General features: G+C 71.1%; 10 protein-coding genes and 2 pseudogenes. 4 read left to right on the top strand and 8 right to left on the bottom strand.

The window, feature by feature from the left end; genetic code table 11:
• Positions 1-115: 115 nt before the first annotated feature.
• The 4 genes and pseudogenes from R2B38_RS46720 to R2B38_RS46705 form a co-directional block, all read right to left on the bottom strand.
• Positions 116-1,117: a nitronate monooxygenase family protein gene (locus R2B38_RS46720; protein ID WP_318022282.1), complete on the bottom strand. Its 1,002-nt coding sequence runs from the start codon at positions 1,115-1,117 to the stop codon at positions 116-118.
• A gap of 42 nt (positions 1,118-1,159) precedes the next feature.
• Positions 1,160-2,313 (bottom strand): annotated as a pseudogene (locus tag R2B38_RS46715) (acyl-CoA dehydrogenase family protein).
• Positions 2,297-4,519, bottom strand: a complete 2,223-nt coding sequence (locus R2B38_RS46710) for an acetate--CoA ligase family protein (RefSeq protein WP_318022281.1) — start codon at positions 4,517-4,519, stop codon at positions 2,297-2,299. Before R2B38_RS46710 ends, R2B38_RS46715 begins: the two are co-directional and overlap by 17 nt.
• A 77-nt stretch (positions 4,520-4,596) precedes the next feature.
• Positions 4,597-6,135: an APC family permease gene (locus R2B38_RS46705; protein WP_318022280.1), complete on the bottom strand. Its 1,539-nt coding sequence runs from the start codon at positions 6,133-6,135 to the stop codon at positions 4,597-4,599.
• On the opposite strand from R2B38_RS46705, the pseudogene R2B38_RS46695 reads away from it, so the two are divergent.
• The 3 genes and pseudogenes from R2B38_RS46695 (at position 6,062) to R2B38_RS46685 (ending at position 9,141) form a co-directional block, all read left to right on the top strand.
• Positions 6,062-7,695 (top strand): annotated as a pseudogene (locus R2B38_RS46695) (flavin monoamine oxidase family protein). The gene R2B38_RS46705 and the pseudogene R2B38_RS46695 overlap by 74 nt on opposite strands.
• A 29-nt stretch (positions 7,696-7,724) precedes the next feature.
• Positions 7,725-8,615 carry a TetR/AcrR family transcriptional regulator gene (locus R2B38_RS46690; RefSeq protein WP_318022278.1) on the top strand — a complete coding sequence of 297 codons (891 nt, stop codon included), beginning with the start codon at positions 7,725-7,727 and terminating at the stop codon, positions 8,613-8,615.
• Positions 8,616-8,826: 211 nt separating this feature from the next.
• On the top strand, positions 8,827-9,141 hold the full coding sequence (locus R2B38_RS46685; RefSeq protein ID WP_318022277.1) for a hypothetical protein: 315 nt from the start codon (positions 8,827-8,829) through the stop codon (positions 9,139-9,141).
• A gap of 432 nt (positions 9,142-9,573) precedes the next feature.
• On the opposite strand, the gene R2B38_RS46680 is transcribed toward R2B38_RS46685, so the two are convergent.
• Entirely contained in the window at positions 9,574-11,469 is a 1,896-nt protein-coding gene (locus tag R2B38_RS46680) for a glycoside hydrolase family 5 protein (RefSeq protein ID WP_318022276.1), read from the bottom strand.
• A gap of 329 nt (positions 11,470-11,798) precedes the next feature.
• On the opposite strand from R2B38_RS46680, the gene R2B38_RS46675 reads away from it, so the two are divergent.
• Positions 11,799-12,476 (top strand): class I SAM-dependent methyltransferase, encoded by a 678-nt coding sequence (locus R2B38_RS46675; RefSeq protein ID WP_318022275.1) that lies wholly within the window; start codon positions 11,799-11,801, stop codon positions 12,474-12,476.
• A gap of 88 nt (positions 12,477-12,564) precedes the next feature.
• Here the strand turns inward: R2B38_RS46675 and R2B38_RS46670 are convergent, their stop codons facing one another.
• From R2B38_RS46670 to R2B38_RS46660, 3 genes are all read right to left on the bottom strand, one after another.
• A complete protein-coding gene (locus tag R2B38_RS46670; RefSeq protein ID WP_318022274.1) occupies positions 12,565-12,876 on the bottom strand; it encodes a type II toxin-antitoxin system PemK/MazF family toxin in 312 nt (103 codons plus the stop codon).
• Positions 12,873-13,058: a hypothetical protein gene (locus R2B38_RS46665; RefSeq protein WP_266779063.1), complete on the bottom strand. Its 186-nt coding sequence runs from the start codon at positions 13,056-13,058 to the stop codon at positions 12,873-12,875. The genes R2B38_RS46670 and R2B38_RS46665 overlap by 4 nt, the downstream gene beginning before the upstream one ends.
• Positions 13,059-13,147: 89 nt before the next feature.
• On the bottom strand, positions 13,148-14,224 hold the full coding sequence (locus R2B38_RS46660) for a glycoside hydrolase family 19 protein (RefSeq protein WP_318023073.1): 1,077 nt from the start codon (positions 14,222-14,224) through the stop codon (positions 13,148-13,150).
• Between the last annotated feature and the right edge of the window lie 159 nt (positions 14,225-14,383).

Below are 14,383 nucleotides of genomic sequence, written 5' to 3'. Positions count from 1 at the left end.
GGAACCGTCGAACGGCGAGTCGTGAAGTTAATCGGAAACTTTCCTTACTTCTGCGTGCGCTACGAAGGGTGGCTGGCCGCGTCGGGCGGCGTCAAGGGATGCGGGAAAGATTCGTCTAGACCAATTTCGCTTCCGTGGGCGCGAGTTGTCGCCGGAGGCGGTCGCGGACGATGTCCTCGGCGTCCGCCACGATGGTGCTGACCACCGTCTCGCAGCTCTCCACGCTGTCGATGAGTCCCTGTGCCTGGCCGGCCCACCACATGCCGCCCTCGACGTCGCCCTCGCGCAGTACCCGCTGCCTGCCCCGTTTCCCTGAGGCGAGTTCGGCGACGTCGGAGAAGGCGGCCCCGGGGCGCGCGCCGATGCGGGCGATGTCCTGCGAGACCGCGTTGCGCGCCACCCGGGCGGTGTTGCCGAACTCCCGGAAGACGATCTGGGTGCCGCGCTCGTCGTTCGCGACGATCCGGGCCTTCACGTTCGGGTGGACCGGCGCCTCCTCGGTCGCCTCGAACCGGGTTCCCATGTTGATCGCGCACGCCCCGAGTGCCAGGGCCGCGACGAGACCGGCGCCGGTGGCGAAGCCTCCGGACGCGATGATCGGAATACGCAGCCTGCGGGCGGCGGCCGGGATCAGGACGAGGCCGGGGACGTCGTCCTGGCCGGGGTGCCCGGCACACTCGAACCCGTCGATGCTGACGGCGTCGACGCCGAGTGCCTCCGCCTTGAGCGCGTGCCGGACGGCGACGGCCTTGTGCACGACCTTCACCCCGGCCCGCCGGAACGCCGGCAGGTGCGGTGCGGGGTTGCTGCCCGCGGTCTCCACGACCTTCACGCCCGAGTCGATGATGACGGCCCGGTAGTCGTCGTACGGCACCGGCTCGATGGTGGGCAGGATGGTGAGGTTGACGCCGAACGGCCTGTCGGTCAGTTCGCGGCAGCGCGCGATCTCCCGTGCGAGCGCCTCCGGGGTGGGCTGGGTCAGCGCGCTGAGGAACCCCAGCGCGCCGGCGTTCGCGACGGCCGAAATCAGCTCGGCGGTGCCCACCGCGAGCATTCCGCCGCACACGACGGGATGTTCGACCCCGAACATCTCCGTGAACTCGTTCCGAAAGGTCATGTCACTCCACTTGCTGAGGCAGGGCCAGGGACGTCACGGGTGTCACAGGCGCCGCGAGATGATCAGCCGCATGATGTCCGAGGTGCCCTCCTCGATCTCCTCCAGCTTGGCGTCGCGCATCCACTGTTCGACCGGGAACTCGCGCGAGTAGCCCCATCCGCCGAGGGTCTGCACGGCGCCCCAGGTCACCGCCATCGCGGTCTCCGAGGCCTGGAGCTTGGCCATGGCGGCGAGCTTCGTGGCATCCGCCCCGGCGTCCATCCGGCGGGCCGCGTGCAGGGTGAGGAGCCACGCGGACTCGATCCGGGTCGCCATGTCGGCCAGTCGGAACGCGACCGCCTGGTGCTCGACGATCGGCTTGCCGAACTGCTTGCGCTCGCGGGCGTAGTTGAGCGCGTACTCGTAGGCCGCACGGGCCGCTCCGGTCGCCGCGGCGGCCAGCACGATCCGCGATATGTCGAAGGTCCTCATCAGACCGCGGAAGCCCTGCCCCTCGTGCCCGAGCCGGTCGGACTCGGGCACGAAGACCTCGTCGAAGAAGATCTCGCGGCAGACGATGGCGCGTTGGCCCATCTTCCGCATCGGCTCGCCGAACCTCATCCCCTCCGCGCCCTTGCGCAGCAGGAAGGCAGTGACCCCGGAGGAACCCCGGGTGGGGTCGGTCTTGGCGAAGACCACGTACTGGTCGGCCAGGCCCGCGTTGGAGATCCACACCTTCTGCCCGCTGATGGCGTAGCCGCCCTCGACCCGGACGGCGGCGGTGGTGATGGACGCGGCGTCGGAACCCGCTTCCGGTTCGGTCGTCGCGAGCGCGGTGTAGAGGGGGTTCGGGCCGGCGAGGGACGCAGCCACTCGGCCTTCTGCTCCTCGGTGCCGAGCGCGAGCAGCGGGTCGGCGAAGAATCCGTTGGAGCAGACGAAGTTGCCGATGCCCGGGTCGCCCCAGCACATCTGCTCCTGGACCAGGCACTGGGTCACGACATCGGTGAATCCGCCCCCGCCGTACTCCTCGGGCAGCATGAAGTCGGTGATGCCGACCTTGGCCGCGGCCCGGAAGATGTCCAGCGGCGACTCGATGTCACGCTCGTCGACCTCGCGTCCGCGCGGCCGGATCTCGTTCGCGGCGAACTCCCGGCACAGGCCGACGATCGCCCGCTGCTCATCGGTCAGCGGCCAGGGTTCAGTGGACGTGCTCACGTGATGCCTCCTGCTCCTCGGTGGTTTCCCGGTGGCGGTACACCCCGGTTGCTTCACTCGCGGCTTTCGCCACGACGTTCTCGGTACGCGGGACGACGAGTGCGTCCACGGCTACGGCTCCCTCGGGCCCGACCCGGATCGGGTTGACCTCGATGTCCGCCACGCCGGGGTTGGCGGCGATCGCCTCGGACACGGTGACCACGGCGTCGATCAGCGCGTCGAGATCGACCGCGGGCTGTCCCCGCCAGCCGTCCAGCAGACGGCGCGAGCGCAGGCGGTCGAGCATCCCGGCCGCCGTCCGCCGGTCGACCGGGGCCAGTTCCACGGCCACGTCGTGCCAGAGCTCGGCGAGCACCCCGCCGTGCCCCACGGTCACGGTCGGACCGAAGTCGCGGTCCCGGCGAGCGCCGATCAGCAGCTCGACGACGCCCGGCCGGGTGTCCTGCTCCTCGACGACGTACTCGCCGGGCCCGAGCCGCTCGTACATCTCGCGGAACACCGCGGCGGCGGTGTCCGGACCCAACCCCGTTCTGACGGCCCGGTGTTCGCTCTTGTGCTCGATCCAGCCGGCCTTGAGCACCAGCGGCGGCCGCAGGGACGCGCAGGCCTCCGCGAACCCGGCCGCGTCGGTGACCCGCCTCGCCTCGGGCATCACGATGCCGAGGCCCGTGAGGAACGTCCGCGCCGCCCAGTAGCCGGGCGCCGGAACGGCCGCCCCGATCCGCCCGGCCGCCGGAGCGGGGCGGGCCTGTGCGCCCAGCCGGGTCACGTGGCCGAGCGCTCCCAGGGCCGCGTCGACGGTGTCGAGGACCGGGACGCGGTGCTCCCGCGCCGGAGCGGGGTGGGCCTGTGCGCCCAGCCGGGTCACGTGACCGAGTGCGCACAGCGCCGCGTCGACGGTGTCGAAGACCGGGACGCGGTGCTCCCGCAACCGGGCGACCGCGGGCGAGTCGGCGCTCATGCTGTGCACGATCAGGGGCACGCGCGCCTCGTCCGTCCCTCGGCGTCGGCCGAGGCGGTCGATCACCGCGGACTCGGCGTCCACGAGGCTTGGCGAGTCCTCGCCGTAGCGGCCGAGATATCCCGACAGGACGATCGAGTCGACCTCGCCGGAGGCGGCGACCAGTTCGGTGACCCGTGCGTACACCTGGAGGTCCGCCTCTCCCGCGCCCGCGAGGTCCACCGGATTGGACACCGCCGCGGCGTCGGGGAGCAGTTCGCGCAGACGCGCCTGGAGCGGCTCGGTGAAGACCGGCGCCCGCAGACCCCGGTCGGCGGCGAGGTCGGCGGCGATCCCGGCCTGCCCGCCGCTGTCGCTGATGACGGCGACCCGGCGTCCGCCCGGAGGCGCGGTCGCGTCCAACACCCGCGCGGTGTCGACGAGTTCGCGCGGCGTCGCTACCCGGAGGGCTCCGGCCGCGCGGCACGCGGCGTCGACGACGTCCAGGGCCGAGGTCATCGAACCCGTATGGGACCGCGCGAGAAGCCGGCTGCCCTCGCTGGCGCCGGTGGTGAGCAGCAGCGCGTGTTTGCCGGCGCGGCGGAGGGCTTCGAGGGCGGTGACGATCCGTGCTCCGTCGGCGAAGCTCTCCAGATAGAGCGCCACGGTGCCGGTGTGGTCGTCGGAGACGAGCGATTCGAGTACGTCGACGGCTCCCACGTCGAGCTGGTTGCCGACCGAGTAGAAGCGCGACACACCCAGCCCGGCCCGTGCGCCGAGGCCGGCGATCTCGGAGCCGAGCTGACCGCTCTGCGAGACGATCGCCAGCCTGCCGTGTGTGAAGTGCCCCCAGGCGAGCCGGAGTTCGGCGGCGGCGTTGAACAGCCCGAGACTGTTCGGCCCGATCATCCGCGCTCCCGACTCGTGCAGCAGCGCGGCGAGTTCGGCCTCGTCGGCGCCGAGTCCAGCCGTGATCGAGAGGAAGGCGCGGCACCCCTTGGCGAGCGCGTCCCGGACGACGGGCAGGACGTGTCGCGGCGGCACGCACAGGGCGACGAGGTCGGGGGCCTGTGGCAGGGCGTCCACCGTCGGACGGCAGGACTGACCGAGGACCTGTGCGGCACGGTGGTTGACCAGCCACACCTGGCGCCGGCCGGCACCCGCGAGGGCGCCGGTGGCGAGCCAGTAGCCCCATTTGGCGCGGTCCTCGGTTGCGCCGACGACGGCGACGGACGAGGGGTCGACGAAGGCCTGGGGAAAGGACACGGACGATCTCCCGGATACGGGGGTGCGGGTGAGGAATTCCCGGGCGGACGGCGGAGGTTCGGGCAGCGGTACCGAACTCAGGTGCGGGCCGCCACGGCCGGCCGACGAGCGAAGAACGTGGGATACAGGCGTCGGCAGACCAGGAGGGCGAGCAGTCCCAGCACGACCGTCCCGGTGCCGATCACGAACGTGCCGCCGACGCGGGAGCCCGAGGAGAACGGGAGGGTCCAGCTCGTACCGCTGTTGACGGGATCCCACGCCTGCACCAGGCTCCAGGCGCCCGCGCCGAGCAGGACGACCCCGCCGATCGCGGGGAGCACCACGGCCAGCCAGAGATCCGACGCCTTGGCGCGCGGTCCCGCGCGGTGCACCCAGGCGGAGGTGAGTCCGGTGAGCCCGTAGTAGAACGCGATCAGCACCCCGCAGGCGGACACCGCGTCGCCGAGGACGAGACCGTGGCCGAGGAAGTTCAGCGCGACGTACACCACCGCGCCGACGACGCCGACCGCGATCGTGCCCACGTGCGGGATGCGGAAGCGCGGGTGCACCCGGGCCAGTGCGCGGGGCAGCGCGCCCTGATCGCCCATCGACAGCATCGTGCGGCTCAGGGTCAGCACGGTCGTCTCCGTCGAGGCGGCGGCCGAGGTGAGGACCATGAGGATCAGCAGATGCCACAGCACCGAGCCGAATCCGCTCGACCCGAACACCGCGGTGCCGAAGCCGTACAGGACGTCCCCGGAGTTGTCCGGGTTGTTCAGTCCGATGCCGGTGTCGCCGATGCCGGCGAAGGAGAGCGCGGCGAACGTGGCGAGGAGGTACAGCGCCACCAGCAGCACCGTGGACCAGGTCGCGGCCCGGCCGGGGACGCGGTGCCGGTCGGTGGTCTCCTCGTTGACGGTGAGGGCCGTCTCCCAGCCCCAGTAGATGAACAGCATCAGCACCAGCGCGCTGACGAACGCGCTCAGGGACGCGCCCTCGAACGGGTTGAGCCAGGACAGGCTCGGCCGCCGGGCCCCGGTCGGCGCGGAGCCGCCGTAGGCCTTGACGAGTGCGACGGCCGAGAGGGCCACGAGCATGCTGAACTCCAGGAACAGCAGGGCTCGTTGGACTGCGGCCGCGATCTCGATGCCGCGATAGCAGATCAGGGTCATCAGGGCGAGCCAGCCGAGGCCGGCCAGCAGGACCCGCCAGTCCGCCGGTGCGGAACCGATGTCCTCCGCGCCGAACAGCAGGAACACGTACTGTCCCGCGACCTGGGCGAGGCTGCCGATCACGAGGACGAACGAGGCGATGATCGCCCAGCCGCCGAGGAAGCCGAGGTTCGGGTTCAGCGCGCGGGTGGCCCAGGTGAAGATCGTGCCGCAGTCCGGGTCGCGCCGGTTGAGCGCGGCGTAGCCGAAGGAGACGAACAGGATCGGGACGAAGGCGAGTACCACCACGGCCGGGGCCTGGAAGCCGACGTAGCCGACGACGAAGGCCAGGGTGGCGGTGAGGCTGTAGGCGGGCGCCGCGGACGCCACGGCGAGGATCAGGCTGGTGGCCATGGAGAGCGCGCCGGAGCGCAGGCCCTTGTCCGTCTGGACCTCGCGCACTTGGAGTTGCGAATCAGAGGTCATTGCCACTCCCGATCTATTGGTCTACGGGTACCGACAAACAAACGCAATGACTGATTGGCGAGTCAGCCTGGCTCCGGCCGGAGGTGCTGTCAAGGCTTCGATCGCAATTTTGTGGAGCATCTTGACTCATGAGTCAATGTTGCTGCACGGTGTCGGCGTGACGACACTTGACACTTCTGCCGTGGACGCCGTGGACACTGATGTCGTGGTCGTGGGCGCCGGATACGCGGGACTGACCACCGCGTGGCGGCTGGCCGAGGCCGGCGTCGACGTGGTCGTACTGGAGGCCGCCGACCGCGTGGGCGGCCGGGTGTTCAGCCAGGTGACACCGTCCGGGGTGCGCGTCGACCACGGAGGACAGTGGATCGGCCGAGCCAGCGACGGTTCCACGCGCTGGCGGACCGGTTCGGCTGCCGGACGTTCCCGACCTGGGAGGCCGGCCTGCACGCCGAGATCCGTGCCGACGGCACGCGCGTGGACTACGCGGGCGGCGCACCGGACGCCGGACCGGGCATCGAGGAGTACGAACGCGTCACCACCCTGCTCGACGATCTCGCCCGCACCGTCGACCTCGAACTGCCCTGGTCCACCCCGCGGTTCACGGAGTTCGACGCCCTGTCGGCCGAGGACTTCTTCCGCGCGCAGACCGACGACGCGGACGCACTGGAGCGGCTCGCGCTCGCGATCCAGGGTGTCTGGTGCGCCGAACCGCGCGAGATCTCCTTCTTCCACGTGCTGTTCTACCTGGCCTCGGGCGGCGGCTACGAGCAACTCATGGAAACCCGCGGCTGCGCCCAGGACGCCCGCTTCACCGACGGGGCCGACGTGGTGGCCCACGCGCTCGCCAAGTCGCTGGGCGGGCGGATCCGGTTCGGCGAACCGGTGTTGTCCCTCCGTCAGACCGCGCACGGGGTGGAGGCGCGCACCGGCCGCACCGTCGTCCGCGCGCGGCGGGCCGTGGTCGCCGTACCCCCGGCGGTGACCGGGCGCATCGCGTTCGACCCGGCGCTGCCCGTCGCGCGGCGCGGCTGGGTGCGCCACTCCCCGATGGGGCGCGTCGCCAAGGTGCACGCCGTCTACGAGGAACCCTTCTGGCGCGCGGAGGGCCGCTCCGGAATCGCGACGCTCTACGGTGACAGCCCGGTCGGCGTCGTCTTCGACAACTCACCGGAGGACGCCTCGCGCGGCGTACTCGTCGCGTTCGTCTACGGCGACCGGCTCGACCGCTGGTCCGCCGGCACCGCCACCGGGCGCCGCCACGCAGTGCTGGCCGCACTGTCCGCGGTCGCCGGACCCCGGGCCGGACAGCCCGTCGACTACGTCGAGAGGATCTGGCCCCGGACCGGCTGGACCGTCGGAGGCTACGAGTGCTTCCTGACCCCGGGCGGCTGGAGCGGGCACGGCAGGGACGGCTGGCGCGAGCCGACCGGGCTCGTCCACTGGGCGGGGACCGAGACCGCCTCGGTGTGGAACGGCTACATCGACGGGGCGATCTCGTCGGGCGAGCGTGCCGCCGACGAGGTGATCAGCGCCCTGGCGGCCGTCGTCCACCCGAGGTGAACGGCCGTGCCTGACATACTGATCGGGTTATGACCAGCATCGAGGAGCGACCTGCCGAGACCGCCGACACCCTGCCGGAACGCGTCCGTACGGCGATCCGCGCGGCCGCCGTCTCACAGCGGGAGCTCGCCCACCGGATCGGGATGGACCCGACCGCCCTGTCCAAGGCACTGCGCGGAAACCGGCGGCTGCGCGACGAGGAGATCACCGCGATCGCGAAGGCCTGCGGGGTGTCCACGGCGTATCTCGTCGAGGGTGTCGGTCCGGCTCCCGTGCTCCCGCCCGAGACCGGACGGGACCGGGCGCAGCAGGTGACGGGAGAGGAACGCCGGGAGCAGATTCTGGAGGCCGCGACCGTCCTCATCGCCCGCCGGGGCTACCACAACGTGCGGGTCTCGGACATCGCCCGCTACTGCGGGACCAGCACGGCGACGGTGCACTACCACTTCCCCAGCAAGGAAGCCACGCTGCACGCGGCGCTGGAGTACTACGCCCAGCGGTTCCGTACCCGGCTCGACGAGGAGTTCGGCCGGGCCACGTCCGCCCGTGACAAACTGCGCCGCCTGATCGAGGTCCAACTCCCGCTCACGGCCGGGGACATCGACGAATGGTCGGTGTGGATCCAGTTCTGGAACCAGGCGATGCTCGAACCCGGCCTGCGGTCCGCGCAGCGGCGGATCTACTCGGGCTGGTACCGGGTCGTCGTGGACGTGCTGCACGAGTGCCGGTCCGAGGGCCTGGCGCCGGAGGCGGACGTCGAAGCCCTCGCCGACCGGTTCACCGCGATGGTCGACGGCCTGGCGATCCAGATCCTCGCCGGCTCGACCGAGATGCGGCCGGACCGGATGCGCTCGCTCCTGCTGCGGGCCTTCGAGCCCCACCTCGACCTGACCGAGCGGCCTTCGCCGTCCGGTGGGTGAGTCACCAACTCCTGCGTCCAGTAAGACATCTGACGCTACGTCATCCCCGTTGCCGCTCCGTGAACAGACCGGGACGTGTTTGGCAGACCGGCAACACCCGCGCGCACGAGGCCGACCGGATCGGATTCCTGCGCCGGTCCCACCGGGAGTACGGTGACGTCCTCTCCTACGACGGTCAAACCCTCTTCGTCATCGACGTGCCACCTCCTGGATGCCCGAACGACGCTCCGCGTGGCCCGGCTTCAACCGGACGGCGGCGGCCACGACCGACGAGCCGACCGTCGCGATCCTCGACGCGGTCATCACCGAAGGCGTCGGGCACGAGGTGGACGTACTCACCACCACGCGGACGCTCACGGCCCGGACGTTCGCCGAGTACTGCTTCGACCCGGACCACGCCGGTGTCGCCGAGCTGCTCCACGAGACCGTCCGTGCCACCCAGGCCTTCGCGGAGGTGTCCCGTGAGTTCCCCGCGTGGCTGGCCTGCCCCGCGATCGCCGCTACTTCCGCACCTATCGGCGCCTGACCGCGACACAGACCGGCCTGGTCCGCGAGCGGCGTACGTCGTCGTCCGGCCGGTCCCGTGACGTCCTGCTCGGATTCCTCCTCGCCGGCGAACCGGCCCTGCCCGTGGACACCGTGGTGTCGACGCCGCACAGCGTCCTCATGGGCGGCCACGGCGTCCCCGCCGCCGACCTCATCTCCCGACGGCGGCACACCGCTGGCCGAGGCCGTCGTTCGGGAGACGCTCCGGCTGTATCCGCCCGCCTGGCTCATGACCCGAACCGCCGCTACGGCGACCTCCTGGTCGGCCCGCCACTTCACCATCGAGTCACCGAACTCGGCCTCGGTGACGCTGGAATTCGTCGGCCGACTGGCCCCGGCACGCACACCTTGGGGCCCGCTTCCTGCCGAACGAGTTCGCACGTCGCAACAGCGGCTAGGTCAACAACCCCCGTCAGTGGGTCAGTTGGCGGCAGAGCAGGGCCGCGGGGCCCGGAGAGCTGCCGGCGCGGGAGGTGTAGGCGATGCCCGCCGCGTACTCGTCTTCCGCGCACTGGCCCTTGTAGTCGCCACTGGCGAAGTCACCGCCGCCGGCGGGCCGGTTGTCGGACCGGTCGAACCACACGGTGCGTCCCGTGCCCGCCAGTGCGACACCGGCGGGCACGCAGAGGGCGGCCGACGTTCGCGTGCTCCGGTGGCTGTAGCCGATGAGGAACTGGCCCTGGGCGCACTGGAGTTTGGTGTATCCGGAGGCCCAGTCGCCGCCCTGGGGGACGTTGCGTTCGTCGGTGACGACCGACTGGGCGCCGTCCGCGGCACGCAGGTCCCCGGCGGTGACGTCCGTGCACAGGCCCCGGCCCGAGGTGTGCCCGAGACCGATCAGCCGCAGACCGTCCGGGCAGGCCGCCTTGGTGGCTCCCGGGTCCCAGTCGCCGGTCGCGCGCACCCGTACGGACTCGACGTAGTCGCCGTGGTCGGTGGCGAGCATCTGCCAGGCGGGGACACTGGCGACCGGACCGGTGAGCGAGGCGGCCGACATCAGCCGCTGCCATCCGGCGCCCCGCCAGTCCGCGTCGTCCAGCAGGCCGTGCCGGGTGCCGTCCGGGTCGTAGCGCAACAGGGCCCAGTCGTCGTGGCCCTGCCAGCCGACCAGCGGCCAGTAGGCGAAGTCGGCGTCGTGGTCGGCGAAGTAGTCGGTGACATTGCCGAACCAGGCGCGGGCCGCGGCGCCGGTCTCGCCCGCTCCGATGCCGAACTCGCTGATCCACACGGGGGCGGTGTAGTGCTTGCCGTCGTCCTGGGAGACGAAGAACGCCTCGTCGTAGAGGGCCTGGAACAGCGCGTCGCGACTGAGGTCCTGGTAACGGGGGTCGCTGGTCTCGCCGATGCCGGTGGCGCCGCTGTGGTGGGGGCCGGTGTAGCCGTAGAAGTGGGCCGAGTAGACGAGTTTGTGGGTGGCGACCAGGGTGTGCGACAGCGTGCGCGCGGGGGTGAGCAGGGGGCGGCCGTGGGCGAAGCCGTCGATGGGCAGGCCGGTCCAGTTGATGCCCTCGATGACGATGAGCAGGTTCGGATCGGCCTCGGTGAGGATGCGGTCGGCGGCGAGTTGGGCGGCGGCGAACCAGTCGTGTGCGTCGCCGCTGCCCCAGTTCGGGTCGTCCCAGACGTCACGGCGCACCTCGTTGTAGAGGTCGGCGCCCACCACGCGGGGGTCGGAGGCGTAGCGGCGCGCCATGAACACCCAGTCGTCCGCCCACTGCGTGGTCGACTGGCCGCTGTTCCACCGCTCGTTGCCGTCGACCCCGCAGCACCAACGGGACGTATTGGTGTGATTGTTGAGGATGACCGCGAAGTCGGCCGAGGTCAGCGCGGAGACCACGGCGTCGAACACCCCGAGCGGCGTCCGGCCGCGCAACTGCGGGTTGGCCGCCACGGCGGCGTCCGGTACGGGGGTGGTGTCATGGATCATCGCGTTGGAGAACGGCAGCCGGATGCTGTTGATGCCCAACTGGTGGAAGTCGGCCATGAGTCGGGCGAGGGGTACGCGGTCCAGACCCAGGGGGATGCCGTAGGAGTTCTGGCCGGCGTGGTGGTTGGCGCTGTCGGCCTCGCTGCCACTGCCCGTCCAGGAGCCCTGGGCACCGTCCCAGTTGGCGGATCTGAGCCGGAAGCGGTTGCCGTTCGCGTCGACGATGTAGCGCCCACGCGTGGACAGGGGCGGTTGCCAGGTGCTCGCGGTGGTGGCGGGCGCGGAACCGGTCGCCGGAGGCGTGGAGGCCGCCGCGGTGGGCGGGAACAGGAGGGAGGCACCCATGACGAGAAGTGTCAGGTACCGGACAAGTCTGGCCATGGGTTGCCCTCCGTGCTGATACCGGCAGATGGCGGCGCTCCCGGAACGTGGGGAGTGGCGGCCTGTGGGAGATTACCGGCGGCCTGCTGACCCGTCGATGGGACAAAAGTGCCCAGTGCGATGGGCGAGTGCGGGCCCGGCCATCGCTCCATCACCGAAGCCGGGACACTCGCCGCGCGGCGGCTCGGCAGCACAACGACCACGTGACTTTCGTCAACGGCATCAAGAGGCTGCCGGTGGAGGCGACGCTCGCGTGCGACGGAGCCCGCGTTTTGCCGGAGCGGCAACAAGAATGGCGTGACCAGGACCTGGTGGGCGACCGTGGGCCGGTGACTGACAACATCGCAGGATCGTCCGCGCCCGACACCTCCTCGCCCGCCGACGGATACATCGGGGACCCCGAGGTCCGGGCGGAGTGGGACAACCGATACATGGACCGACAGCAACTGTGGAGCGGCCGGCCCAATGGCGCGCTCGTGGCCGAGGTCGCCGGCCTCACACCCGGCCGGGTACTGGACGTCGGCTGTGGCGAGGGCGCGGATGCCGTCTGGCTCGCGCGCGAAGGCTGGGAGGTGACCGCGCTCGAAGTCTCGGGCGTGGCGCTGGAGCGGGCCGCGGGCCACGCGAAGGACGCCGGTGTCACCGTCCGCTGGGTACACGCCGGACTGGCCGAGGCGGCGCTTCCCCCGGCCTCCTTCGACCTGGTTTCCGCGCAGTACCCGGCGCTGCTGAGGACACCCGACGCCGCGGCCGAGCGGGCGCTGCTCGCGGCCGTCGCACCCGGTGGCGTGCTGCTGCTCGTGCACCACGCGGGGATGGACACCCGGCACGAACACGATGCCGCCTTCGACCCGGCCGACTACGTCTGGCCCTCCATGGTCGCCGCGCTGCTCGACGACGACTGGACGGTGGAGGTGGACGAGCAGCGGCCGCGCGTGGCACCTGACGGCGGCGCCGGTGCGCACCACACCGACGATGTGGTGCTGCGGGCGCGTCGACTGCGCTGAGCGCCTGTCCGCCGGAGGCGGGCTCGGTGCCTGAGGGAGGGGCGTCCTGCCGCGCCGTACGCCACCTGCTGTCCCGGCCGAGTGGGGCTTACAGGTCGAGGACGGCGCGGAGGGCGTTGTCGACGAGCTCCTGCTGGTCGGGGCCGATGTTGCCGTGCGGAGTGCCGGTCTCGAAGCGGAGCGTGGAGAGCTGGAGGAGGTTGACGGCGACGGCGGAGGCATCGACCGGGGTGGTCAGGCGCACGCTCATCGCCGTGTCGGGGTGCTGGGCCGGGGCGTGCAGGACCAGGACCAGGACAGCGCCGTAGGCGTCGGCGAGTCCGTCGAGGCTGACGACGAGAACGGTGCGGGTTCCCTTGCCGGTGTCGACGTCCCAGACGTCGCCCTTCCGGATGCTCACAGGGTGTCGCCCTCGCCCGCCAGGTCGAGGGGGGCGACGGAGGCGAGTTTGCGTGCGGCGTCGAGGGTCATCTGACGGCGTACGGCCCGCACGATGTAGTCGTTCAGGGACGCGGCGTCCGCGGCGGCGTCGCGGAGCTGCTTGTCCATGGCGTCGGGGATGCGCAGGGTGATGGCAGTCATGACACCAATTCTAGTGGCAAGGGTGCCGTCATGTGCGAGGGCCGGTTCACGGATGAACCGGCCCTCGCGTCAGGGCTGCAGGGCGAGCGTCAGCAGTAGAGGTTGCTGCCGGGGCTGACCCCGAGGATCGAGGTGAAGCGGTTGTAGGCGTCGACGCGGCTCTGGACCTGCGCGGGGTTGCGACCGTCGCACTCCAGGGAGCCGTTGATGGAACGGATGGTCTGGCCGAAGCCGGCGCCGTTGACCATCGCGTTGTGCGGGGTCATCGTGCCTGGGCCTGACTGGGTGTTCCAGTACCACAGGCCGGTCTTCCAGGCGACGGCCGAGTCGTTCTGGACCAGGTAGGGGTTGTTGAGGAGGTCGATGCCCAACGCGTCGCCCGCGGCCTTGTAGTTGAAGTTCCAGGACAGCTGGATGGGTCCGCGTCCGTAGTAGGCGGCCTGTCCGGCGGGGCAGCCGTAGGGCTGGCTCGCGTCGCAGTAGTGGGGGTAGTTGGCGGTGTTCTGCTCGACGACGTAGACGAGGCCGCCGGTCTCGTGGTTGACGTTGGCGAGGAAGGCCGCGGCCTCCTGCTTCTTGACCGTGTCGGAGCCGGTCTTGGCGAAGCCGGGGTAGGCGGACAGGGCGGCGGTCAGGCCCTGGTAGGTGTAGAAGCCGTTCCGGCTCGGGAACATCTGGTTGAACTGGGCCTCACTGACGACGAAGCCGGACGGCGTGGTGCCGCCGCCGCTCGCGGGCGCGCTCCACTTCTGGTTGGCGCCACCGCTGCAGGTCCAGATCTGGAGCCGGGTGCTGTTGGCGGAGTTGTTGCCGGTGACGTCCAGGCACTTGTTGGCCTGCGGGTTGACGATGTCGTTGGCGGAGCTGACGGCCCACTTCTGGGCGGCGGAGCCGTTGCAGTCGTAGAGCTGGACCGCTGTGCCGTCCGCCGTGCCGCCCGAGGCCACGTCGAGACACTTGCCGAGCGCGCGCAGCGTCCCGTCACCCGGGTTGGACCAGGTCTGGGCGCTGGTGCCGTTGCAGTCGTAGAGCTGTACGGCAGTCCCGTTGGCGGTGTTCGCCCCGGCGACGTCGACGCACTTGCCGGCCAGGCCGGTGATCCGGCCGTCCGCCGCGCGGGCGGGGGAGATGGTGAACAGGGCGGACAGGGCCGCGGCGAGCAGCATGACGAGGGTGAATCTGCTCAGGGCCGTGAGTCTGTGGAGCCTCGGTATGAAGTGGGGGGTGGCCATGGGGCTTTGCTCCTGTGGTCGAGGGGCGGACGAGAGCGGACGAGGGCGGTCGGTCTGCGTCGGCCGTCCGGTAGCGAGCCGGGCGGGCCGCGG

Origin of the sequence: Streptomyces sp. N50, assembly GCF_033335955.1 — a bacterium.
GTDB lineage: Bacteria > Actinomycetota > Actinomycetes > Streptomycetales > Streptomycetaceae > Streptomyces.
The sequence above is the reverse complement of the archived record's forward strand: the minus strand, read 5'-3'. Positions and strand labels throughout refer to the sequence as shown.